16 protein-coding genes are annotated in these 21,034 nt (G+C 73.7%); 11 read left to right on the top strand and 5 right to left on the bottom strand.

Annotated features, from left to right (window positions below; all coding sequences use genetic code 11):
- The first annotated feature begins 64 nt into the window (after positions 1-64).
- From hypA to ACFCLZ_RS05505, 7 genes are all read left to right on the top strand, one after another.
- The gene (gene hypA, locus ACFCLZ_RS05535; RefSeq protein ID WP_380283554.1) at positions 65-445 is read left to right on the top strand and encodes a hydrogenase maturation nickel metallochaperone HypA; all 381 of its coding nucleotides are present in this window, start codon (positions 65-67) and stop codon (positions 443-445) included.
- 5 nt (positions 446-450) lie between these two features.
- The gene (hypB, locus tag ACFCLZ_RS05530; RefSeq protein WP_380283553.1) at positions 451-1,239 is read left to right on the top strand and encodes a hydrogenase nickel incorporation protein HypB; all 789 of its coding nucleotides are present in this window, start codon (positions 451-453) and stop codon (positions 1,237-1,239) included.
- A complete protein-coding gene (hypF, locus tag ACFCLZ_RS05525; RefSeq protein WP_380283552.1) occupies positions 1,236-3,554 on the top strand; it encodes a carbamoyltransferase HypF in 2,319 nt (772 codons plus the stop codon). Before hypB ends, hypF begins: the two co-directional genes overlap by 4 nt.
- A gap of 20 nt (positions 3,555-3,574) precedes the next feature.
- The gene (locus ACFCLZ_RS05520) at positions 3,575-3,865 is read left to right on the top strand and encodes a HypC/HybG/HupF family hydrogenase formation chaperone (protein WP_380283551.1); all 291 of its coding nucleotides are present in this window, start codon (positions 3,575-3,577) and stop codon (positions 3,863-3,865) included.
- A complete protein-coding gene (gene hypD, locus ACFCLZ_RS05515) occupies positions 3,862-4,986 on the top strand; it encodes a hydrogenase formation protein HypD (protein WP_380283550.1) in 1,125 nt (374 codons plus the stop codon). Before ACFCLZ_RS05520 ends, hypD begins: the two co-directional genes overlap by 4 nt.
- 88 nt (positions 4,987-5,074) lie before the next feature.
- Complete coding sequence (gene hypE / locus ACFCLZ_RS05510) at positions 5,075-6,064, top strand: hydrogenase expression/formation protein HypE (RefSeq protein WP_380286085.1); 990 nt, start codon at positions 5,075-5,077, stop codon at positions 6,062-6,064.
- An 84-nt stretch (positions 6,065-6,148) separates the two neighbouring features.
- On the top strand, positions 6,149-6,970 hold the full coding sequence (locus ACFCLZ_RS05505; RefSeq protein WP_380283549.1) for a lipase family protein: 822 nt from the start codon (positions 6,149-6,151) through the stop codon (positions 6,968-6,970).
- A 91-nt stretch (positions 6,971-7,061) separates the two neighbouring features.
- Here ACFCLZ_RS05505 and ACFCLZ_RS05500 read toward each other — a convergent pair whose 3' ends face one another.
- Positions 7,062-7,469 (bottom strand): hypothetical protein, encoded by a 408-nt coding sequence (locus tag ACFCLZ_RS05500; RefSeq protein ID WP_380283548.1) that lies wholly within the window; start codon positions 7,467-7,469, stop codon positions 7,062-7,064.
- A gap of 277 nt (positions 7,470-7,746) precedes the next feature.
- Positions 7,747-9,714, bottom strand: coding sequence for a glycoside hydrolase family 5 protein (locus ACFCLZ_RS05495; protein ID WP_380283547.1), 1,968 nt, complete (start codon positions 9,712-9,714; stop codon positions 7,747-7,749).
- Between the two features lie 318 nt (positions 9,715-10,032).
- Between ACFCLZ_RS05495 and ACFCLZ_RS05490 the strand changes: the two genes are divergently transcribed.
- Positions 10,033-12,009: a hypothetical protein gene (locus ACFCLZ_RS05490; RefSeq protein WP_380283546.1), complete on the top strand. Its 1,977-nt coding sequence runs from the start codon at positions 10,033-10,035 to the stop codon at positions 12,007-12,009.
- Between the two features lie 68 nt (positions 12,010-12,077).
- Here ACFCLZ_RS05490 and ACFCLZ_RS05485 read toward each other — a convergent pair whose 3' ends face one another.
- The 3 genes from ACFCLZ_RS05485 to ACFCLZ_RS05475 form a co-directional block, all read right to left on the bottom strand.
- Positions 12,078-12,905, bottom strand: coding sequence for a universal stress protein (locus ACFCLZ_RS05485; RefSeq protein ID WP_380283544.1), 828 nt, complete (start codon positions 12,903-12,905; stop codon positions 12,078-12,080).
- 154 nt (positions 12,906-13,059) lie between these two features.
- The gene (locus ACFCLZ_RS05480) at positions 13,060-17,226 is read right to left on the bottom strand and encodes a GDSL-type esterase/lipase family protein (RefSeq protein ID WP_380283543.1); all 4,167 of its coding nucleotides are present in this window, start codon (positions 17,224-17,226) and stop codon (positions 13,060-13,062) included.
- 596 nt (positions 17,227-17,822) lie between these two features.
- A complete protein-coding gene (locus ACFCLZ_RS05475; RefSeq protein WP_380283542.1) occupies positions 17,823-19,016 on the bottom strand; it encodes a CapA family protein in 1,194 nt (397 codons plus the stop codon).
- A 181-nt stretch (positions 19,017-19,197) separates the two neighbouring features.
- Between ACFCLZ_RS05475 and ACFCLZ_RS05470 the strand changes: the two genes are divergently transcribed.
- The 3 genes from ACFCLZ_RS05470 (at position 19,198) to ACFCLZ_RS05460 (ending at position 21,025) form a co-directional block, all read left to right on the top strand.
- Positions 19,198-19,572 carry an alkylmercury lyase gene (locus ACFCLZ_RS05470; protein ID WP_380283540.1) on the top strand — a complete coding sequence of 125 codons (375 nt, stop codon included), beginning with the start codon at positions 19,198-19,200 and terminating at the stop codon, positions 19,570-19,572.
- Positions 19,573-19,677: 105 nt separating this feature from the next.
- Entirely contained in the window at positions 19,678-20,406 is a 729-nt protein-coding gene (locus ACFCLZ_RS05465; RefSeq protein WP_380283539.1) for an LPXTG cell wall anchor domain-containing protein, read from the top strand.
- A gap of 106 nt (positions 20,407-20,512) precedes the next feature.
- Positions 20,513-21,025, top strand: coding sequence for a hypothetical protein (locus ACFCLZ_RS05460; protein WP_380283538.1), 513 nt, complete (start codon positions 20,513-20,515; stop codon positions 21,023-21,025).
- Positions 21,026-21,034: the final 9 nt, after the last annotated feature.

The raw sequence follows: 21,034 nt of genomic DNA, 5'->3' as shown, positions 1-21,034 counted from the left end.
CGGGCCGCTGCCGCCGCCGCGGCCTGTAATGGGGCCTGTTGCCTCCCAGGCGGGAACGGGGCCCATGCACGAGATGTCGATCGCGACGGCCGTCGTGGAGCAGGTGGACGCCGCGGCGCGCGAGCACGGGGCGGACGCGGTCGCACGGGTGCGCCTCCAGGTCGGCGAGCTGGCCGGAGTGGTGCCCGCGGCCCTCGACTTCTGCTTCGAACTGGCCTGCGCCGGAACGCTGGTGGAGGGCGCCGCGCTGGAGACCGAGGCGGTGCCCGCACGGGCCAGGTGCGTGCCGTGCGCGACCGAGTGGGCCGTCGGCATGCCGCCCGACCTCGGCTGCCCGCACTGCGACGGCAGCCGGGTCGAGCTGCTGGCGGGCCGCGAACTGCAGATCCTCGGCGTCGAGTGGGCCGCACGCCCGCCGGGCGCCGGCGCCGGACAGGAAGGCTGAACCCCATGTGTCGCTCGGTGGAACTCCGGCAGGCGGTCCTCGCCCGGAACGACGACGGCGCGCGCGAGTTGCGCGCCCGGCTGCTCGCCCGGGGCACCGTCGCGGTGAACCTGCTCTCCAGCCCGGGCAGCGGGAAGACGGCGCTGCTGGAGGCCGAACTCGGGCTGGCCCGGGAGCGCGGGATCGCGGTCGCGGCGCTCACCGCCGACCTCGCGACGGAGAACGACGCGGTGCGCCTCGCCCGTTCGGGCGTGCCGGTGAAGCAGGTGCTCACCGACGGGCTGTGCCACCTGGAGACCGCGATGCTCGCCGGGCAGCTGGCCGGCTGGCTCCCGGAGGGGACCAGGCTGCTGTTCGTGGAGAACGTCGGCAACCTGGTCTGCCCCGCCTCCTACGACCTCGGCGAGTCGCTGCGGGTGACGCTCGCCTCGGTCACCGAGGGGGAGGACAAGCCGCTCAAGTACCCGACGGCGTTCGGGCTGGCCAACCTCGTACTGGTGACCAAGGCCGACCTGGCGGCGGCGGTGGACTTCGACGAGGCCGCGTTCCTGGCCGCCGTCGCGCGGGTCAACCCGGGGGTGGAGGTGGTCTTCACCTCGGCCCGGACCGGGCAGGGGGTGGGGGAGCTGTTGGACCGGGCCCTCGCCGTGCTGGACGGCGGGCAGGTCCACCGGCCGGTGATGGCGGCGGCGCCGCAGCACGGGCACGGGCACTCGCACGGCCCTGAGCACTCGCACGAGCACTCGCACGAGCACTCGCACGGGCACGCGGACGCGGCCGCGGAGCTGTCGTGACGGCAGGGCCGGCACCGGCCGGCCCGGTACGGCGCCGGGTGGCCGTGAGCGGCGTCGTCCAGGGCGTCGGCTTCCGGCCCTTCGTCTTCGCGCTCGCCACCGAACTGGGGCTCGCCGGCACCGTCACCAACACCGGCGAAGGCGTGCTGGCCGAGGTCGAGGGGCGGCGGGAGGCCGTCGAGGCGTTCTGCCGCCGCATCGCCGGCGACGCTCCGCCGCTCGCCCTGGTCGCCGCCGTGGACCACGCGCCGCTGCCCCCCACCGGCGACCGCGGCTTCGCCATCACCCCGTCCCGCGGCGACGGCCCGCACCGGACCCCGGTACCGCCGGACACCGCCACCTGCGCCGACTGCCTCGCCGAACTCGCCGACCCGGCCGACCGCCGCCACCGGCACCCGTTCATCAGCTGCACCAACTGCGGACCGCGCCACACCATCGTCACCGGCCTGCCCTACGACCGGGCCAACACCACCATGGCCGGCTTCCCGCTCTGCCCGGACTGCACCCGGGAGTACACCGACCCGGCCGACCGGCGCTTCCACGCCCAGCCGGTCTGCTGCCACGCCTGCGGGCCCCGGCTCGCCCTCGTCGTCCCGGGCCGGCCGGCCGTCGAACGCGAGGCCGCCCTCGACGGCGCCCGCCGGCTGCTGCGCGAGGGGGCGGTCCTCGCCGTCAAGGGCATCGGCGGCTACCACCTGGCGTGCGACGCGCGGAACGAGGAGAGCGTCACCCGGCTGCGCCTGCGCAAGCGGCGCGGCGCCAAGCCCTTCGCCCTGATGGCCCGGGACCTCGCGGAGATCGCCGCCCTGGTCCGGCCGGGCCCGGTCGAGGAGGAACTGCTCACCGGCCCCGCCCGGCCGATCGTGCTGCTGCGCCGTTCGGGCCCGGCGTCGGCGGTGCCGGAGGCCGTGGCGCCCGGCAGCCCCGACCTCGGCGTCATGCTGCCGTACACCCCGCTGCACCACCTGCTGCTCGCCCCGCCCGGCCCCGGGCTGCTCGTGATGACCAGTGCCAACCTGTCCGGCGAGCCGATCGTGACGGACGACCGGGAGGCCCTCGCACGGCTCGTCCCGCTGGTCGACGGCTGGCTGACCCACGACCGGGCCATCCACGTCCCGTGCGAGGACTCGGTGGTGCGCGTGGTGGACGGGGAACCGTTGCCGCTGCGCCGCTCGCGCGGCTACGCGCCGCTGCCGCTGCCGCTCCCCGTGCCGGTGCGGCCCGCGCTGGCCGCCGGCGGCGACCTCAAGAACGTCCTCGCGCTGGCGGAGGACGGCTACGCCTGGCTGTCCGGCCACATCGGGGACATGGACGACCTCGCCACGCTGGGCGCCTTCGACCGCGCGGCGGCCCAGTTGGGGGCCGTCACCGGGGTCCGGCCGCAGCTGCTGGTGGTGGACCGCCACCCCGGCTACCGGTCCGCCCGGCACGCCCGGCGCGCCCTCCCCGCGGCGGAGCTGCGGACGGTCCAGCACCACCACGCGCACATCGCCTCGGCGATGGCGGAGCACGGGCTGGACGGCCGCCGCCCGGTCATCGGCGTCGCGTTCGACGGCACCGGCTACGGCGACGACGGCGCGGTGTGGGGCGGCGAGGTGCTGCTCGCCGACTACGACGGCTTCCGCCGGTTCGGCCGGCTGGCGTACGTGCCGCTGCCGGGCGGCGACGCGGCGGTGCGGCGCCCGTACCGGATGGCGCTCGCCCACCTGTGGGCGGCGGGCCTGCCGTGGACGGCCGGCCTGCCCGCCGTCCGGGACTGCCCGGAGGATGAACTGGTGCTGCTCCGGCGCCAGTTGGAGCGCTCGCTGAACTGTGTGCCGACCTCCAGCATGGGGCGGCTGTTCGACGCGGTGTCCGCGCTGGCCGGGGTCTGTCCGTTGGCCGGGTACGAGGCGCAGGCGGCGGTCGAGCTGGAGGCGGCGGCGCTGGCGCACGGCCCGGCCGACGGGTACGCCTTCGCGCTCCGCCACGAGGGCGGCGTGCTGGTCGCCGACCCCGGGCCGGTGCTGGCGGCGGCGGTCGCGGACCTCGGCGCCGGGGCGCCGGCCGGCCTGGTCGCCGCCCGCTTCCACGCCGCGGTGGCCGGCCTGGTCCGCGCGCTGTGCCGGGCCGCCCGGGAGGAGTGCGGACTGGAGACGGTCGCCCTGACCGGCGGGGTCTTCGCCAACGCGCTGCTCTCCGCCGACTGCGGGCGGGGCCTGCGGGCGGACGGCTTCACCGTGCTGCGGCACCGCCGGGTGCCCCCCAACGACGGCGGACTGGCGCTCGGCCAGCTGATGGTGGGTGCCCGGGCCGGCGGTCCGGGCGCCGGTTGAGAGTGGAGAGGAGAGCGCGCATGTGCCTGGCGGTGCCCGGCAGGGTGATGGAGATCGCGGAGCGGGACGGCACACGGATGGCGGTCGTCGACTTCGGCGGCGTGGTCAAGGACGTCTGCCTGGAGTACCTCCCCGATCTGGCGGTGGGTGAGTACGCCATCGTGCACGTGGGGTTCGCGCTGCAGCGGCTGGACGAGGAGTCGGCCCGGCGGACCCTCGACCTCTTCGCCGAACTCGGCCTGTTGCAGGAGGAGTTCGGTGACCCGTGGGAGGCGGCGGCCGGGTCGGCCGGAACGGAGGAGCGGAATTGAGGTACCTGGAGGAGTTCCAGAACCCGGAGCTGGCGGGCGGACTGCTCGCCGACATCCGGGCGGCGGTGACCAGACCGTGGGCGCTGATGGAGGTGTGCGGCGGGCAGACGCACAGCATCATCCGGCACGGGATCGACCAACTGCTGCCCGAGGAAGTGGAGTTGATCCACGGGCCGGGCTGCCCGGTGTGCGTGACCCCGCTGGAGGTGATCGACCGGGCACTGGCGATCGCCGCCCGGCCCGGGGTGATCTTCTGCTCCTTCGGCGACATGCTGCGGGTGCCGGGTACCGACCGCGACCTGTTCCGCGTCCGCGGCGAGGGCGGGGACGTGCGGGTGGTCTACTCGCCGCTGGACGCGCTGCGGATCGCCAAGGACAACCCGGACCGCGAGGTGGTGTTCTTCGGCATCGGCTTCGAGACCACCGCCCCGCCGAACGCCATGGCCGTCCACCAGGCCAGGAAGCAGGGCGTGCGCAACTTCAGCATGCTCGTCTCGCACGTGCGGGTGCCCCCGGCCGTCGAGGCCATCATGACCGCGCCGGAGTGCCGGGTGCAGGCCTTCCTCGCGGCCGGGCACGTGTGCAGCGTGATGGGCATCGAGGAGTACCCGGCGCTGGCCGAGCGCCACCGGGTGCCGATCGTGGTCACCGGCTTCGAGCCGCTGGACATCCTGGAGGGGATCCGGCGCACCGTACGGCAGTTGGAGCGCGGCGAGCACACCGTGGACAACGCCTACCCGCGGGCCGTCCGCCCGGAGGGCAACCCGGCGGCCCGGGCCATGCTGGCGGACGTCTTCGAGGTGACCGACCGGGCCTGGCGGGGGATCGGGGTCATCCCGGACAGCGGCTGGCGGCTCTCGGCGCGCTACCGCGAGCACGACGCCGAGCACCGCTTCGACGTCTCGGGGATCACCACCTGCGAGCCCGCGCAGTGCCGCAGCGGCGAGGTGCTGCAGGGGCTGCTCAAGCCGAACCAGTGCGAGGCCTTCGGCACCGTCTGCACCCCGCGCACCCCGCTCGGCGCCACCATGGTGTCCAGCGAGGGTGCGTGCGCCGCGTACTACCTCTACCGGCGGCTCGGCGCGCCGGGCGTTTCCCGGGAGGCGAGCCCCGTTGGCTGACACCGAGACCCTGGCCGAGCCGTCCACCGCACCCGACCTCTCCGGGTGGAGCTGTCCGCTGCCGCTGCGCGACCACCCCCGGGTGGTGATGGGGCACGGCGGTGGCGGGGCGCTGTCCGCCGAGCTGGTCGCGGGGCTGTTCGCCCCCGCCTACGGCGGCCGGACCCTGGCCGGCCTCGCGGACTCCGCCGTGCTCGAACTCGGCGGCGCCAGGCTCGCGTTCTCCACCGACTCCTACGTCGTGCGGCCGCTGTTCTTCCCCGGCGGCAGCATCGGCGACCTCGCGGTCAACGGGACGGTCAACGACCTCGCCATGAGCGGGGCGCGGCCCGCCTACCTGTCCTGCGGCTTCATCCTGGAGGAGGGGGTGGAGATGGCCGTGGTGGACCGGGTGGCGAAGGCCCTCGGCGCCGCCGCCCGGGCGGCCGGGGTGGAGGTCGTCACCGGGGACACCAAGGTGGTCGAGGCCGGCCGGGGCGACGGCGTCTACCTGAACACCGCCGGCCTCGGGCTCGTCCCGGCGGGCGTGGACATCCGGCCGCAGCGGGCGGTGCCGGGCGATGTGGTGATCGTCAGCGGGGACATCGGGCTGCACGGCGTCGCGATCATGAGCGTGCGCGAGGGCCTGGAGTTCGGGGTCGCGATCGAGAGCGACTGCGCCGCGCTCGGCGGGCTGGTGGAGGCGATGCTCGCCGTCACCCCCGACCTGCACGTGCTGCGCGACCCCACCCGGGGCGGGCTGGGCGCGGCGCTCAACGAGATCGCGGCGGCGGCCGGCGTCGGCGTGGTGGTGAACGAGCGCTCCGTCCCGGTGCCGCCGGAGGTGGCCAACGCCTGCGCCGTGCTGGGCCTCGACCCGCTGTACGTCGCCAACGAGGGCAAGCTGGTGGCCTTCGTGCCGCGCGGCGAGGCGGACGCGGTGCTCGCCGCCCTGCGGGCGCACCCGCTGGGCGCGGGCGCGGCGGTGATCGGCGAGTGCGTGGCCGAGCACCCCGGCACGGTCGTCGCCCGGACGGCGTTCGGCGGCACCCGGGTGGTCGACCTGCCGATGGGCGAGCAGCTGCCGAGGATCTGTTAGCTACCGCGCGTACGGAGGGCCCCGCCGTCCCGCCCGCCGTCCCCACCATCGACCCGACCATCGACCCGACAGGAGCGTGCCCCCATGGCCGTACCCACCGCCTTCGACCAGGACGCCACCGGCTTCGGCCTCCCGCTGGCCTACAGTCTGGCCAAGGCCGCCGATCTCGCCTACAAGGACGAGGCCACGATCGAGGCGCAGGCCCACGACTGGGGCTTCGACACGGTGCGTCACCACCGCACCGGTTTCACCCCGCCGTTCCCGCTCCAGGACACCCAGGCCTACACCATGGCCGGCGACCGGATGATCGTCACCGCGTTCCGCGGCACCGAGCCCGCGCAGATCCGCGACTGGCTCACCGACGGCACCACCCCGCCCTGGCCCGGACCCGCCCGCACCGGCTACGTCCACTACGGCTTCGCCGAGGCCCTCGAATCCGTCTTCCCCGACGTCGCCAAGGCCATCGACGACCTGCGCGCCGACGGGCAGAGCGTGTGGTTCACCGGGCACAGCCTGGGCGGGGCGCTCGCCATGCTCACCGCCGCCCGGCTGAGCCTGGAGGACCCCCGGCTCCAGGCCGACGGCGTCTACACCTTCGGCCAGCCGCGCACCTGCGACCGCCTGCTCGCCGCCGCGTACAACAAGGGACTCCAGGGCCGTACCCACCGGTTCGTCCACGACAACGACATCGTTCCCCAACTGCCCCCGGAGCCCGCCTTCACCCATGTGGAGACGCTGCACCAGATCGACTCCGAGGGCCACGTCCGCGAGAAGACCGGGCTGGTCGCCGGCCTGGCCGACCGCGGAAAGGGCCTGGGCGCCGCCGCCTTCTCCCCGGACGGCGAGGGCATTCGCGACCACCTGATGCGCAACTACCTGGCCGCGCTGGAGAAGGCCCTCGGCTGACCGCCCCGGCCTGCCGGCGGACGGCGGGGCCTTCCGGGGCGGAACAAGGGGGCCGCGGTGGGAGTGCCGGGCCGGGCTCATCGTCCGACGGTCACTTGGCGACGATCCGGGTCGTGGTGGTGACGCGGTTGATGTGCTGGTCGACGATGTACAGCGAGAGGTCCACCGCGTCCCTGGCCCACGCCTGGTCGGCCGAGGCGGTGCTCACCGGGACGGTCGCGGTCCTCGGGGTGCCGCTGCAGGGCACCGTGAGCGTGCCCTTGCCCGACACGGTGGACTGCGTGCCCTTCAGGGTGATGATGGCCGTGTCGGACGAGGGGCTGCACTGGTAGGTCACGGTGACGTTCAGCGTGCGGCCGGCGTCCGCGACGACGGCGCCGTTGGCGGAGATCGAGATGGGGTTGGCGTGTGCGGGCGCGGTCGCGAGGACCAGGCCCGCCACGGCGACGGCGGGGACGGCCAGGAAACGGGCCGACTTCGTACGAACGGAAGAACGCATGAGGATGTGCTCCAGTCGGGATGGGGGCGCGGGGAATTCCCGCGCCCCCATCGTGCGGTCCGGGGCCGGCGGGATCGCCCGAAGAATGGGCGGACGTCTGAAACGACCCGCCGATATGGCGTGGAGTCGTCTGCCCTGAGCTGCGTGTACGCCGTGTATATCGCGTGTCCACCGCATTCGGGTAATGTCGGCCGGGTGGCCCTTCCCCGGAAATGCGGAAGGCCGTGCCGGGGGAATTGCCCGACGATTCGGCCGCGATTTCCGGTCCGTCGCGGTGTCAGCCCAGCGGGCGGCAGAGCAGGGCGTCCGGGACGCCGTAGTGGAGCCACTTCCAGGTGTCGGCGACCCCCGCGAGGTACTCGCCGTCGGCGCACTGGCCCTTGTAGTGACCCGGTGCCCAGTCGCCGGCCAGGGAGCCGCCGGTGGCCGGGCGGTTGTCGCCGTGGTCGAACCACACGGTGCGGCCGGTGGTGGGCAGCGGGGTGGCGGACGGGGCGCAGAGCAGGGCGGCCATGGCGTTGTTGTCGACGCTGTAGCCGACGGCGAAGGTGTGGTCGGGGCACTGGAGCTTGTCGTAGCCGGAGGCCCAGTCGCCCCCGGTGACGTAGCGCTGGTCGGTGACGGTCACCCAGGCTCCGCCGCCGGTGGCGGGGTGGCCGGCGTCGGTGCACAGGCCGCGGCTGTCGCCGCGGCCGAGGCCGGCCAGGCGCTGGCCGTCGGGGCAGTTGCCCTTGCGGTTGCCGCTGCTCCAGTCCGGCAGGGCCAGCATGCGGGTGGAGACGTTCTGGTCGCCGTGGTCGAGGTCGAGCATGTTCCAGCGGTTCACCGGGGCGACCCAGCCGGTGTACGAGGGCGCGTCGACGAGCTTGGTCCAGTCGGCGGCGCGCCAGTCGCCCGGGTCGGTGAGGCCGAGTCGCCGCCCGTCCGCGTCGTAGGAGAGCAGGGCCCAGGTGTCGTTCGGGACGCCGCCGTTCTGCCAGCCGACCAGCGGCCAGACGGCGAAGTCGGTGTCGTTGGCGGCCAGGATGTCGGTGAAGCGGTCGAACCAGGCCTGTTCCCTGCTGTTCGTGGACCCGCGTCCGGCGGCGCCGAACTCGCTGATCCACACCGGCGCGGTGAAGTGCTGGCCGGACCGGGTGACGAAGAGGGCTTGCTGGTCGACCACCTGGGCGAGCTGCTCGGGCGTGAAGTCCTCGTAGCGCGGATCGCTCGTGGAGCCCGGGCCGCTCCCGGCGCCGGTGTTGGCCGGGCCGGTGTAGGCGTAGAAGTGCGCGGCGTAGACCAGCTTGTCGGACCGGACGAGCGTGTTGGACAGGGTGGCGACCGGGGTGAGCATCGGCCGGCCGTGGGAGAACCCGGCGGCGGGGATGCCGTACCAGTTGATGCCCTCCAGGACGACCAGCAGGTCCGGGTCGGCCCGCAGGATCCGGTTGCCGGCCTCCTCGAAGGCGGCGTACGCGTCGTGGCCGTCGCCCATCCCCCAGTTGGGGTCGTCCCAGACGTCCCGGCGGATCTCGTTGCGCAGATCGGCGCCGACCACGCGCTTGTCGGTCCTGTAGCGGTTCACCATGAACAGCCAGTCGTCCACCCACTGCTGGGTCGTCTGGCCGCTGTTCCACCGCTCGTTGCCGTCCAGGCCGCAGCAGAACCGGTAGCTCGTGGTGTGGTTGTTGAGGATCACCGCGAAGCCGTCGGCGGTCAGTGCGGCGACGACGGCGTCGAACACCTGGAGCGGTGTCCTGCCCCGCAGCTGCGGGTTGGCGGTGACGGCGGCGTCCGGCACCGGGGCGGTGTCGTGGATCATCGCGTTGGCGAACGGGAGTCGGACGCTGTTCAGGCCCAGGCCGTGGAGGTCCGTCAGGATGCGGCTGATCGGGGCCCGGTCCAGGCCGAGCGGGATGTTGGACGACACCTGGCGGGCCTGGTTGTTCGCCGGATCCGTGGTGGAGCCGCTGCCCTCCCAAGTGCCTTGGGCGCCTGCCCAGTTGCCGGCCTTCAGCTTGAACCGGTCGCCGTCGGCGTCGACGATGTAGCGGCCCCGGGTGCTCAGCGGGCCGGTCCAGGAGGCGGCGAGCCCGGCGCCGCTGAGGACCGGTGCGGCGGCCTTCGCCGGAGCCTCGGCGGCGGGCACGGCGGCGGCCGGTGCGGTCGACGCCGCCCCGGCCAGGAGTGAGGCCGCCGCGAGGGCGGCCACGAGGAGTCGGCGGTGTATTCGCGGTGCGCGGGCGGGACTGCCGGGGTTCACGGTGTCTCCATGGGAGGAAGGGATGCAGGGATTGCTGACAGTACGTCTGACAGCCCTCCACGAACAGGGGGAGGCGGCCGGGGGCGGCGGCGCCGGAGCCGCGGCGCGGGCTTCGCGTTAACCGCGGGGGAAAGGCCCGTTCCCGGGCCGTGAAATCTCGGTCATGGCGGTCCGGGAACCGTGTGAAACCGGGCAGTCGTGCGGTCCGCGAATGTTAAGTTACCCGTCGGTCAGGAGCGGCGTGCGGCTGCTCCGGGCCATGCGCCCCGCCACAAGTCGCCACCGATCCAGCTTTGTTGACCGGAAGGGACCCTCCACGTGACCGTGCGCAAGCTGACGATGTCAGCAGCCGCCACCAGCACCGTGCTCCTCCTCTGCGGCGTCGTCCTGAACGGAGCGGCGGCAGTACCGGCCGCCGCTGCCACCACGACCACCACGACCACCACGGCCACCACGGCCAACGCGGCCAGCGTGAACGCCACTTCGGCTGCGCCGCCCGACGCGCCGGCGACGCTGGCGCCCCCGGCGTCCGGCACGGCCGCGGCGACCCTGGCGACCCCGGCGCAGGGCAGCGCGCCGGCCACCGCCGCGGCCGACCCCGGCCTCGCGCTCTCCTCCTACGACCCGGCCACCGGCGCCGCCGTGCTCGCACCGGCCGCCACCGGTCCGCAGGCGCCGTCCGCCCGGGCGGCGGCCCCCGCCGCCGCGGCCGCCGTCCGGCCCGGACAGCTGATCGACAGCCCGCCCACCCCGGCGGCCCCGCACGGCGCGCTGGTCGCCGTCACCGGCGTGCAGCCGGCCGCCGACGGGACGGTGGCCGTCACCACCCGCCCGGCCACCCTCCCCGAACTGCTCGGCGCGACCAGCACCAGCCTGCACAGCGCCGTCAGCCCGAGCGCGTTCCAGGTCCAGCCGCAGCTCGGCGGCATCCAGGTCACCACCGACCTCGGGACGGCCGACGGCCAGGGCTCCGTCTCCGCAAGCCTGGGGCTCAGCGCCAACGCCACCGTCCCGCTGCCGGACGGGTCCTCGGCGACGCTCTCGGGCTCGGTCTCGCTCACGCCGGCCGTCGACTTCTCCTACCAGGGCGGCCTCGGCCCGATCGATCCCCAGCAGGCCCGGATCGGCTTCAGCCTGGGTGCCCACGCCGACTGGCGCGTGAGCGCGAAGCTCGCGGGCAGCACCTCCGTCCGGATACCGCTGGCCAAGTACAGCGCCAGCCCCGTGGTGATGGTGGGCCCCCTGCCCGTCGTCATCAACCTGAACTTCACCCTCTCCGCCGACATCGCCGCCGACGGCACCGTCACCCTCGACGCCGAGCAGGCGTACGACGGCCAGTGGGGCGTCCACTCCGACTACGTCAAGGGCCCGGGCTGGACCACCACCACCGACCCCGGGACCTCCAGCGTCACCCCGCTGCGCCTCGACCTCAGGGGTTCCGCCTCGGCGAAGGCCGGACTGCTCGCCGAAGGCTCGGTCGCCCTGTACGACACGATCGGCGTGAAGGCGTCGATCGAGCCGTACCTGCGGGCCGCCGTCAGCGGCTCGATCGTCCTCGACGGCGCCGGCAGCACGCCGGACGTCAACGGCGCGGCCGTGCTCTACGGCGGACTCGACATCAACGGGGCGCTGATGGCGCAGCTCGCCGTCCTCGGCACCCCGATCCTCTCGGCGGACCTGCCCTTCCTCGCCTTCCACCGCGAATGGCGACTCGCCTCGGCGAGCACCGGCCCGAACCCGCCGCGCATCGTGGACTGGACCCCGCTCAGCTCCGGCCTGGCCGACGACAACCGCTCCGCCCACCTGAAGACCCGGCCGGACTGGGACCCGTACGCCCTCAAGGCGTCCTGCCCGGACGGCAGCCGGCTGATCGGGCTCAGCCACGGCGGCGACGACGGTCTGTGCACGGACGTCACGAAGGAGGACCTCTGGGACGCCGGCCGTGCGTTCGTCGTCGACCACGGCGGCACCTACGTGACGACCGACTGGGCGCCGGGCTACGCCAAGGCGCAGTGCCCCGCGGGTTCCTTCGTGTCCGGATACAGCCGCAACGGCCGGACGATGGGCGTGGTCTGCGCGAAGTCGGCGACGCCCCCGGGGGCGTCGACCCGCACGCTCTGGTTCGACAAGGGCGACAACCGCCCCGCGGTGGCCGGGGGCGGTGACTTCGCGTACGGCTTCGCCAAGGGCCAGTGCGCGGACGACGAGTTCGTCGCGGGTGTGGCCTACAGCCAGCCCTGGTGGCAGCTGTGGGCGGCGCGGCCGTACGCGCTGCTCTGCCAGAAGCTCGCCTGACGGCCACCGGACCCGTCCGCCGCGCCGGACCCCGCCCACGGCACCACCGTGGGCGGGGTCCGGCGCGGTCAGTGCAGGGGTACGACGGCGAGCGGGCAGGGTGCGTGGTGGATGACCGCGTGGGCCACCGGGCCCAGGTGGGCGCCCACCGGGTTGTGGTGGTGCCGGGCCCCGATGACCAGCAGGCCGGTCCCGGCGGCCGAGTCGACCAGGGTGATCCCGGCGTGGCCCATCAGCACCTCGGTGGACACCGGGAGCTCCGGGTGGTGTTCGCGCCAGGGGGCGAGCGCCGTGTCGAGCGCCTGGCGCGCGTCGGCGGCCAGCTGCTTCTCCAGGCCGCCGATGGAGCCGAAGTGCAGGTACTCGGTGCCGGTCGGCGGCCCCCAGACGTGCACCACGGTGAGCGGGTCGTCGCGCCGGGCGGCGGTCCGGAAGGCGAAGTCGAGCACGGGATCCCACGGATGCGCGAGGTCCAGGCCCGCGGTCACGCCGCGCGACTCCTCCGCCCGCCGGGCGCCGGCGCCGCCCCGCACCAGCACCAGCACCACCGGGCAGTGCGCCGCGCCGAGGACCCGCTGGCTCACCGAGCCGGTCAGGAAGCCCCGCAGCGAGCCGAGACCGCGGGACCCGAGCACCAGCAGCACGGCGTGCTCCGAGGCCGCCGCGAGCGCGGTGACCGCGTCGTCCGGCGCGTGGGCGACCCGCACCTCCAGACCGGGGAAGAGGGTCCGCAGGGCGTCGGCCTCGGTGGTGGGCGCCCGGTCCGGCTCCCGCGACCCGGCCTGCAGCACTTCGAGCGCCAGCCCCTCCCGGACGGCCTCGCGCGCCGCCCAGCGGGCCGCGGCCCGGCTGGGCTCCGAACCGTCGAAGCCGGTGATGATCCGGTCACGTGCCACGGCTGGCCTCCGATCCCGGCGCCCGGCGGTGGGCGGGGAGTGCTGACACCTCCATTCGACCATCCGGGCGAGCCCGCCGCACCCGGGCCACGAGTACGGGCCGTACCCGCCGGTCGGCGGGTACGGCCCGGTCAACTCCTCGTGCGGGGAACGGTCACCGGCCCCGGCGGAGTTGTCCCGGCTCCGGGAGGGACTTCAGGAACAGCGAGTCGCCGTCGTCCTCGTAGGAGTCGTTCACGCCGTTTCCGCCGGTGTAGGCCCGGTTCTCGAGGTCGGCCCAGTCGGCGATGGCGCTGCCGCCGGTGGTGAGGTGCTTGAACACGCGGGGGTCGGTCATGTCGGATCCGAACTGGTAGACCCGCCCGGGCCTGGAGTAGGGCTGATAGCTCTCATAGGGGCCGGAGGCGCTGGTCTGCTTGGACAGGGTGTTGTTGAAGAAGGCGTTCTGGGGACCGCTGGAGCCGGACCACTTGACCGCCTTGTTGCCGGCGCTCCAGTAGATCGGCCACCAGGTCCCCTTGTCGCTGACGCCTCCCTCACCGCCGCAGTTGGCGGTGCAGCTCTTGGAGGCGTGGTCGAAGGGGACGTGCACGACGTTGTTGTCGAAGAGGTTGCGCCGTTCCCATCCGCCGTGCAGGTTCAGGTCGGAGTCGAAGTCGTTGGCGACCGCGACGTTGCCCGAGGAGGACCACTGGAAGGTGAAGTGGCGCAGGTTGCGGGTGGTGTTGAAGGCGTAGAGGGAGTCCCAGACGCGTGAGCCGCGCAGGTAGCCGTTCCCGCCCTTGCCCTTGTTCCAGGAGCCGTCGAACCAGTTGTTCTCGATCTGGAGGTTCTTGGCGACCTCGGTGACGACCGGGTGGGAGCCGGTCATCTCACCCCGCACCCCCCGGACCCAGGAGTTGGCGGCCCACTTGAAGACGATGCCGTGCATGGAGTACTCGGGCGCGAGGTTGCCGTAGTTGTGGACGGGGCAGTTCGGCCCCTGGGCCGTGCAGTTCGGGTCGGCCTGGTAGGCCCCGCCGCCGTTCTTGGGCATCTTGTCGAGCTGCTGGGTGTAGGTGAAGTCCTCGAAGCCGACGTCCGTGATCATCTTGAGCGGGGTGACCTTGCTGGGGTAGACGGTGCCGGCGGGCAGCGGCGGCGACCCGTCGGACACCGAGTTGACCGGCAGGTCGAACTCCAGGGGCTTGTCGACGGTGACGGTGCGACGGTCGGCGTCGACCGAGGAGATCGTGAAGACCTGCTGGCGCATGTGCAGGTTGTCCAGGTAGGTCGCCTGCGCGGTCGTGTCGATCTGCTGGCTCTGGTAGAACTTCAGGCTGTTCGCGGCACCGACCCAGAGGTAGCCGCCGGGGCTGAACACGGACATCTGCGCATCCGGCTTCAACTGGATCGTCCGGGATCCCTCGCGGGACGCGAAGGCGGGGTCGGCAGCCGTTCCGGCGACCTCCAGGCCCGATTCCCAGTGCTGGTTGACCGAGCCCTCGAAGAGGTCCCGGCGGTTCTCCGGGATCGCCGAGATGTCGCCGCACATCCGCTGGTGCTTGGCCGACACCTCGCGCGTCTGGACGCGGAACAGGCCCCGTCCGGGCCAGATCCAGCCGCCGGTGCCGATGATCGACCCGAGCTTGCCCGGGCACTCGTAGCGCATCGAGTCCTGGTCCCAGCGGCTTCCCTGGTAGAGGGTGTCGTAGCGGGTCGCGGCGTCCGGGCTGAAGACGATGCGGGTCCCGTTCGCCGGGTCCGTTCCCTGACCCCGGATGACGAGGTAGGAGGCGTCGACGGCGAGCTGCTTGCTGACGTTGACCGTGCCCTTGGGCAGTTCGATCGAGGAGAGCCGGGTCTGCGAGGCGTGCGGTGTGCACGTCGTGCGGATGTGGTCGATCGCGGCCTGGATGCCCGCGGTGTCGTCCTGGCCGTCATCGGCCTTCACCCCGAACCGGCTGCTCAGGTCCTGGGGCGTGATCCGGCAGCGCGGGTCCTGGGAGCGCGCCGAGGCGCTCGGCAGCCGCTCCCCGCCCCGGTAGCCCGCCCCGCTCCAGTCCGGCAGGCCGTCGACCGGGCCACGGCGGTTGCCCTTGGCGAGCACCTGGCTGGTGTCGTCCAAGCTGTCGGGCGAGGTGCCGGCCGTGCCCGCGCAGCGCGAGGTGACCGGGGTGGTGCCGAGCATGCCGAGCACCTTGGTCAGGCAGGCGGCGAGGGCCTGCTGCCCGAAGTAGTTGGGGTGGACGGCCTCCTGCTGGTGCCCCTGGGCCGTCCAGGGGATGTCCTTGGTCTGCTCGCTGAGGTAGGGGACCCAGCGGACCCACTCGGCGCGGGTCGCGTCCAGCGGAGCGGCCGAGTTGTTGGCCGAGACGGCCTGCTGGGCCGACGAGGAGCACAGCTCGTGGCCGGCGAAGGCGTCCTGGACGTCGAGGAACGAGGCGCCGGCCTGGCCGGCGGCCTCGGCCAGCATCGTGGTGATCCGGGGGATCACCGAGTCACGCGCCCAGTCGGTGTCCTGGTCGAGGAACGGGCAGCCGCCCTTGGTGTAGCGCCCGTACTTGTCGAACGGGTTGAGCGAGCCCTCCGGGTACCGGTACTGGCTGCTCTTCGGCAGCGGGTTCGGGTAGGACTGGAGCACGATGTGATAGCTGCCCTCGGGCTGTCCGGAGGCGCGCAGCGCGGTGCGGATCGCCGTCACGCTCTGGACGACGTCCGCCTTGACCGTCGCGAGCTGCGCCGCGAACCGGTCCTCCTGGGAGGCCCGGCAACCGTGGTTGTTGACGGACGGGTACAGGTAGGCCTTGGCGCAGTCCGCGAGGATCTCGGAGAACCGCAGGTCGTTGCCGCCGACCGACAGGACCACCACGGAGACGTCGTGCGCGGCGGCGATGTCACGCAGGTCCTCGATCTGCGGGCGCTGCCCCTTGAACGGCTCCGACAGGACACTGGCGGTGGTCGCCCCGGAACAGGCGATGTTGTAGCGCTGGGCGCCGGCCAGGTCCGGCAGCTCGGCGCCGCGGATCTCGGCGGAGTCCGCCCGGTCGCACGCCTGGCCGGGCTTCTGCGCGTACGAGGTGTCGCCGTACACCCGGGTGAGGTCGTGCGTGCAGGTGCTCTCGTCGGCGTTGCAGTTCACGGCCGACCGGTCGGTGCCCCAGGCGGACCCGTCGGCGTAGCTGTCGGCGTTGCCCGCCCACCGGCCGGCCTCGCCGGAGATGTAGCTGTCTCCCATGGACACCACCGCCGGGGCGGGTGCGCACGCGTCGGGCTTCGGGGTGGGGAAGGGTGTCTGGCCCCCGGAGGAGTCCGCGGTCGTGAGGGAGGCGGCCACGACGCCCGGGACGGGGACGAGGGGGCAGCTCCAGGACATCAGGTCGATCGGGGCCATCGTCCAGGGGTCGGGCTGGGGGACCGCGGCGGCGGCCGAGAGACCCGACCCCAGCGCCTGGCCCTTCAGGGTCACCGCGAGGCCGTCGGGGTTGACGAGCTGGTTGAACGCGGGGTCCAGGCGCCAGAGCTGGCTGCTCCCGGGAGACTCCTGGCAGGCGTTCTGGACGAGCGCGTTCGCCGGTGTCGTGGGAGTGGCGGGCGCGAGGTCGAGGCACTTCTCCGAGGCCATGACGACGAGTTCGGAGTAGGTCTTCCCCCCGATCTCCTTCGGCCTGTCCATCCGCAGGATCTGGCCGAGACTGCGGTGCACGGCCTGCGCGGTGATCGGGGCGCCGCTGTCCTTCGCCCGGTCGGGGGCGACACCGATGGTCCAGCGCGCACTGTTGTCCGCGGCCGCGCCCATCAACCGGTACGTCTTCCCGGGATCGGCGCCACCCGCCATCGGCACGTGGAAGGCCACGGGGAAGTGGTCGGAGGGGATGAACGCGCCGAGCAGTTCGGCGCGGTAGCCCGGCTGGGCCGGATGGACACTGCTCACCATGTAGTCGAGTTCGCTCTGGCCCTCGTGGGTGGCGTAACCGGTCTGGTAGACGGCGGCGCCCAGTGCCTGAGCGGTCTGGATCAGCGTCCCCGTCGGCTTCCACAGCTCCGGGTCCCGGTTGAAGTCGCCGAGGGCGGCCCACTCGATCGGGGTCCCCAGGCGGTTGGAGGCGTCCCGGGCGTCGGCGGCGATATTGCGAAGGAGCTGGTCGGCGTCGTGGCCGCTGTCACCCGAACTCGCGTGAAGGGTGTAGTAGATGGTGCTGCCGATGCGGACGCCGAAGGAAGGCCTTCCGAAGAAGCCGCTCTGCATCGGTGCGCCTTCCACGATGCGCACCTCGTCGACCGGCATGCTCGTCACCATGGCGAGGTTGACCCTCGAGGCCTGGCTGAAGTCGGTCTTCATCCAATGGAGGAGTCGGCCCGGAACACCGGTCCAGCTGTAGGTCCCGACCTCGTAGTGCTCCCCGTTCTGGCTTGCCAACGACTGGGGGTGGATGGGGCTCCAGTTGGGCCGAACGCTGGGCCCGTGAGTCACCGCTGTCTGCGGCAGTCCCAGCGCCGCGGGGCTGCCGCCGGCCTCCTGAACGGCGATCACGGGAAATCGCTGACTCGCCGGCCCGATCGCATCCCACCTCGCGCCTTGGGAGTTGATGGTGAGAGCAGGGAGGAGGATTCCCGGTACCGCTCTGGCGGGGAGCGCGGAGGACCAGCCGAGCAGTACGGCGAGGAGAGTCAGCAGAACCAAGCATCTGCGACCTATTGATGGCAAACTTCCGGCAAGCACGAGTTCCTCTGGATTCTACGGGAAGAAAACCTCCACTCTTATGGCGGAATGGACGATTCGTCACCGCTGATCCGCCAACCATGGCCGTGCGACCCCGTACAGTGCACCGGCGGGCACTTGGAACTGCCCCTACGATCCTTGACGGCACGGCGTTCCGCACGTGCCGGCGGAATCGGCGGTCGCCGCGGTGGCCGAGGATCCTGAGAAGTCGCGCATCAGGGGGCCATGGTCAGGCCGGCCGAGGCGGCGCCCCGGCTGAGGACCACCGAGCTGATGTGCTCCAGGGCGCGGGTGTAGTCGGCGCGGTCGGGGGCGCGGCGGGCGGCCTGTCGGAGGTCGAGGACGCGGTAGGGCGGGCCGAGGTCCGTGACCTGGGGGACGAACTCGGCCTTGGTGACCGTCCAGCGCCGGTCCGGGGTGTCCGGCGGGGTGAAGGTGAAGCGGGCGATCGAGCTCCAGTTGCCGCGCGGGTCCTCGGCGCCGTCGTAGGTGAACATGTGGCCGGCGAGCTGGTCGCCGAGGCCGTAGACGGTCCAGGTGTCGCCGATCTTCTCGTACGCCTGCGGGATGTGGGCGTGGGTGCCGAGGACGAGGTCGACGGCGGGGTGGTCCCCGGCCCGCCCGGCGGCCAGGTCGCGGGCCAGGGTGAGCTGCTGGTCGTTCGGGGCGTCCTGCCACTCGGTGCCCCAGTGGACGCTCACCACGACGACGTCCGCACCGTCGGCGCGGGCGGTGCGGGCGTCGGCGAGGATCCGGTCGCGGTCGATCAGGTTCACCGCCCAGGGGCGGTCGGCCGGCAGCGGGATGCCGTTGGTGCCGTAGGTGTACGCGAGGTGGGCGACGGTGGCGCCGCCGGCCCGGAGCAGCGCGGGTCGCCCGGCCTCGGTCTCGTCGCGGGCGGAGCCGGTGTGGGCGAGGCCCACGGCGTCCATGGCGTCGAGTGTGCGGCGGATGCCGGCGGGGCCGTCGTCGAGGGTGTGGTTGGAGGCGGTGTCGCAGGAGGTGTACCCGGCGTCCTTGAGGGCCCGGGCGACCTGGGGCGGCGACTTGAACGCCGGGTAGCCGGTGAAGGGTCCGCCGTCGGGGCCGTAGACGGTCTCCATGTGGCAGATGGCGAGGTCGGCGCCGCTGATCAGGGGCTTGACGTCGGCGAACATCCTGTCGAAGTCGTAGCCGTTGCCGCCGGCGTCCTCGTTGGCCTGCCGGATGATCTCGGTGTGCGGCAGCACGTCGCCGGTGGCGACCAGCGTGAACGCGCGCGGTCCGGTCGGGGACGCGGTGGCGGTGGCGGGGGTCGGGGTGGGGCTCGGGCCGTCGGCCGGGGGCGGCTCGGCCGGGGAGCCGCAGCCCGCGACGACGAGGAGCAGCGGGACGGCCACCGCGAGGGCCGGTCGACGGGGCAGGCGCATGGTCGGCTCATCTCATGATCGGAAGGTGTTACCAGCACTCCGACTATGCGACGCCCCGGCGGCTGCGCCGCGCCCCCACGCCCCGGGGTCACCTGAGGGACCCGGTACCGGCTTCGGCCGGGGCGTACGGGAAGGGCTACGGTCGACACGTGGCGGAGTGACGACCTGGAGGGTGAAACGGATGCGGATCACGGTGCTGACGGTGGCGGACTGCCCCAACGCCCGGCCGGCGCTGGAGGTGGTCACGGCCGCCCTGGACAGCCTGGACGGGCGGGACGGGCGGGACGCGCAGGTGGAGCTGGTCGAGGTGCGCGACGAGGCCGAGGCCCTCCGCCGGGGCATGTACGGGTCGCCGACCGTCCTGGTCGACGGCACCGACCCGTTCGCCCCGCCCGGGGCCGTGCCCAGCCTGTCGTGTCGCCTGTACCGGGACGCCGACGGCACGGTCTCCGGGGTGCCGGGCGAAGCCGCGCTGCGCCGCGTGCTCGCCGGAGCCGCCGCATCCGGGCAGGTCACGGAGGCATCGGACTGCTGCGGTCGCTCCGACCTGCGGTGAACCCGATCGGCCCCGCCGTCCGTGTTCGGGGGCGGGAGTCGCGTCGAACGGCAGGGAGGGCGTGCGAGGCGGTCCCGCTCCACGAACTCCCTGGGAGAAGCAGAGATGAAGCACATCCGCCGGACGGCAGCGGTCACCGGGGGCGCGGTCGCGGCCCTCGCCCTGGCAGGCACCGGGACCGCGTTCGCCTGGAAGCCGAGCGACGCCTCGCTGGAGGTCGGCTGCCGGACGGACGCCGGGCATGTCGAGCTGGTCATCGGGAACCGCTACAAGGCGGCCGGCGACTACACCCTGAGCCTGGTCGGCGGCACCGAGGTGCACCGGGGGCGGATCGAGGCGAACGCCACCGTCAAGGTGACCGTCGGCTACTCCGGCCAGGGCGACACCTGGCGGTACACCCTGGCGGACACCCAGGTGGACAGGAAGGTCGCGGACGTGCCGCTCTGCCCGTCCGCCACGCCGACGCCGACGCCGTCCGCGACGGTGACTCCGACGCCGACCGGTGCGCCGTCCGTTCCGGCGACCGCGACGCCGACCCCGACCCCGACCGCGACGCCGACCGGTACGCCGACGCCGAGCGGGACGCGGTCCGTCCCGGCGAGCCCGGTGCCGACGGCGAGCGCGTCCGGTTCGGCCTCGCCTGGCGCCACGCCCTCGGCGGCGACCCCGCCGGCCAGGACCACGGCCACGGACTCGCCCACCGCCGGCCCGGCCCTGGCCCAGACCGGCGGCGGGGACAACACCCCGCTCGCCCTGACCGGTGGCGCCGTGCTGGCCGTCGGCGCGGGCCTGGTCCTCGCCGCACGCAGGGCGGCGGCCAGGCGCCGCGCCTGACGGTGCGTGCGGCGGTCGCCGGTCGAACCCCGAAGGGTGCGCCGTCCGTGCTACCGGCTGGGGCCGGTCGGCAGTCGGCCCGCAGGACGGACGAGGGAGGACAGCGATGGCCTGGTACCAGGGGTCGAGCCGGATCACGGTGACGGCGGTGGACGGGGGGTTTCCGCAGCGGGCGGTGGTGACCGTCCGGGGCGCCGCCCCGGTGGAGATCCCCGGCGAGGTCGGCGCCGTCCACGTCGTCGAGGCGGCGAGCTGGCAGCTCGACCTGGAGCACCGGGACCAGGGCGAGTGGTGCCCCAACGTCCGTGCGGTGCAGGGCCGGTGGGAGGAGATCCGGGGCGTGCCGACGCAGGTCGTGCACAGCCGCAACCGCGACCACGCCGGCGACCGCCGGGACCGCAACCTGGTGCTGCGGATCGAGCGGCTCGCGCCGGCCGGCGACGCGCCCCCGGTCGTGGCCGCCGCCGCGCGCCGGACCACCGCCGCCGCGTCGCACGGTCCGGCGGTCTCCACGGGAGCGGCCGCGCTGCGCACCTCGGCCGGAGCGGCGGGCGGCGGCACGGCCGCCCCGGGCGCGGCGACCCGGACGGCGACCTCGGCCGGCACCTGGAGCGGCTGACGGCCGTCC

It is taken from the genome of Kitasatospora purpeofusca (assembly GCF_042691725.1).
Taxonomy (GTDB): domain Bacteria; phylum Actinomycetota; class Actinomycetes; order Streptomycetales; family Streptomycetaceae; genus Kitasatospora; species Kitasatospora purpeofusca_B.
Note: the sequence above shows the minus strand (reverse complement) of the source record. Positions and strands in the feature narration are given on the sequence as shown.

Coding starts and splice junctions, on each gene's coding strand:
- hypA (WP_380283554.1), top strand. CDS start 65: ATGCACGAGATGTCGATCGCGACGGCCGTCGTGGAGCAGGTGGACGCC.
- hypB (WP_380283553.1), top strand. CDS start 451: ATGTGTCGCTCGGTGGAACTCCGGCAGGCGGTCCTCGCCCGGAACGAC.
- ACFCLZ_RS05520 (WP_380283551.1), top strand. CDS start 3,575: ATGTGCCTGGCGGTGCCCGGCAGGGTGATGGAGATCGCGGAGCGGGAC.
- hypE (WP_380286085.1), top strand. CDS start 5,075: ATGGGGCACGGCGGTGGCGGGGCGCTGTCCGCCGAGCTGGTCGCGGGG.
- ACFCLZ_RS05505 (WP_380283549.1), top strand. CDS start 6,149: ATGGCCGTACCCACCGCCTTCGACCAGGACGCCACCGGCTTCGGCCTC.
- ACFCLZ_RS05500 (WP_380283548.1), bottom strand. CDS start 7,469: ATGCGTTCTTCCGTTCGTACGAAGTCGGCCCGTTTCCTGGCCGTCCCC.
- ACFCLZ_RS05480 (WP_380283543.1), bottom strand. CDS start 17,226: ATGAAGACCGACTTCAGCCAGGCCTCGAGGGTCAACCTCGCCATGGTG.
- ACFCLZ_RS05475 (WP_380283542.1), bottom strand. CDS start 19,016: ATGCGCCTGCCCCGTCGACCGGCCCTCGCGGTGGCCGTCCCGCTGCTC.
- ACFCLZ_RS05470 (WP_380283540.1), top strand. CDS start 19,198: ATGCGGATCACGGTGCTGACGGTGGCGGACTGCCCCAACGCCCGGCCG.
- ACFCLZ_RS05465 (WP_380283539.1), top strand. CDS start 19,678: ATGAAGCACATCCGCCGGACGGCAGCGGTCACCGGGGGCGCGGTCGCG.
- ACFCLZ_RS05460 (WP_380283538.1), top strand. CDS start 20,513: ATGGCCTGGTACCAGGGGTCGAGCCGGATCACGGTGACGGCGGTGGAC.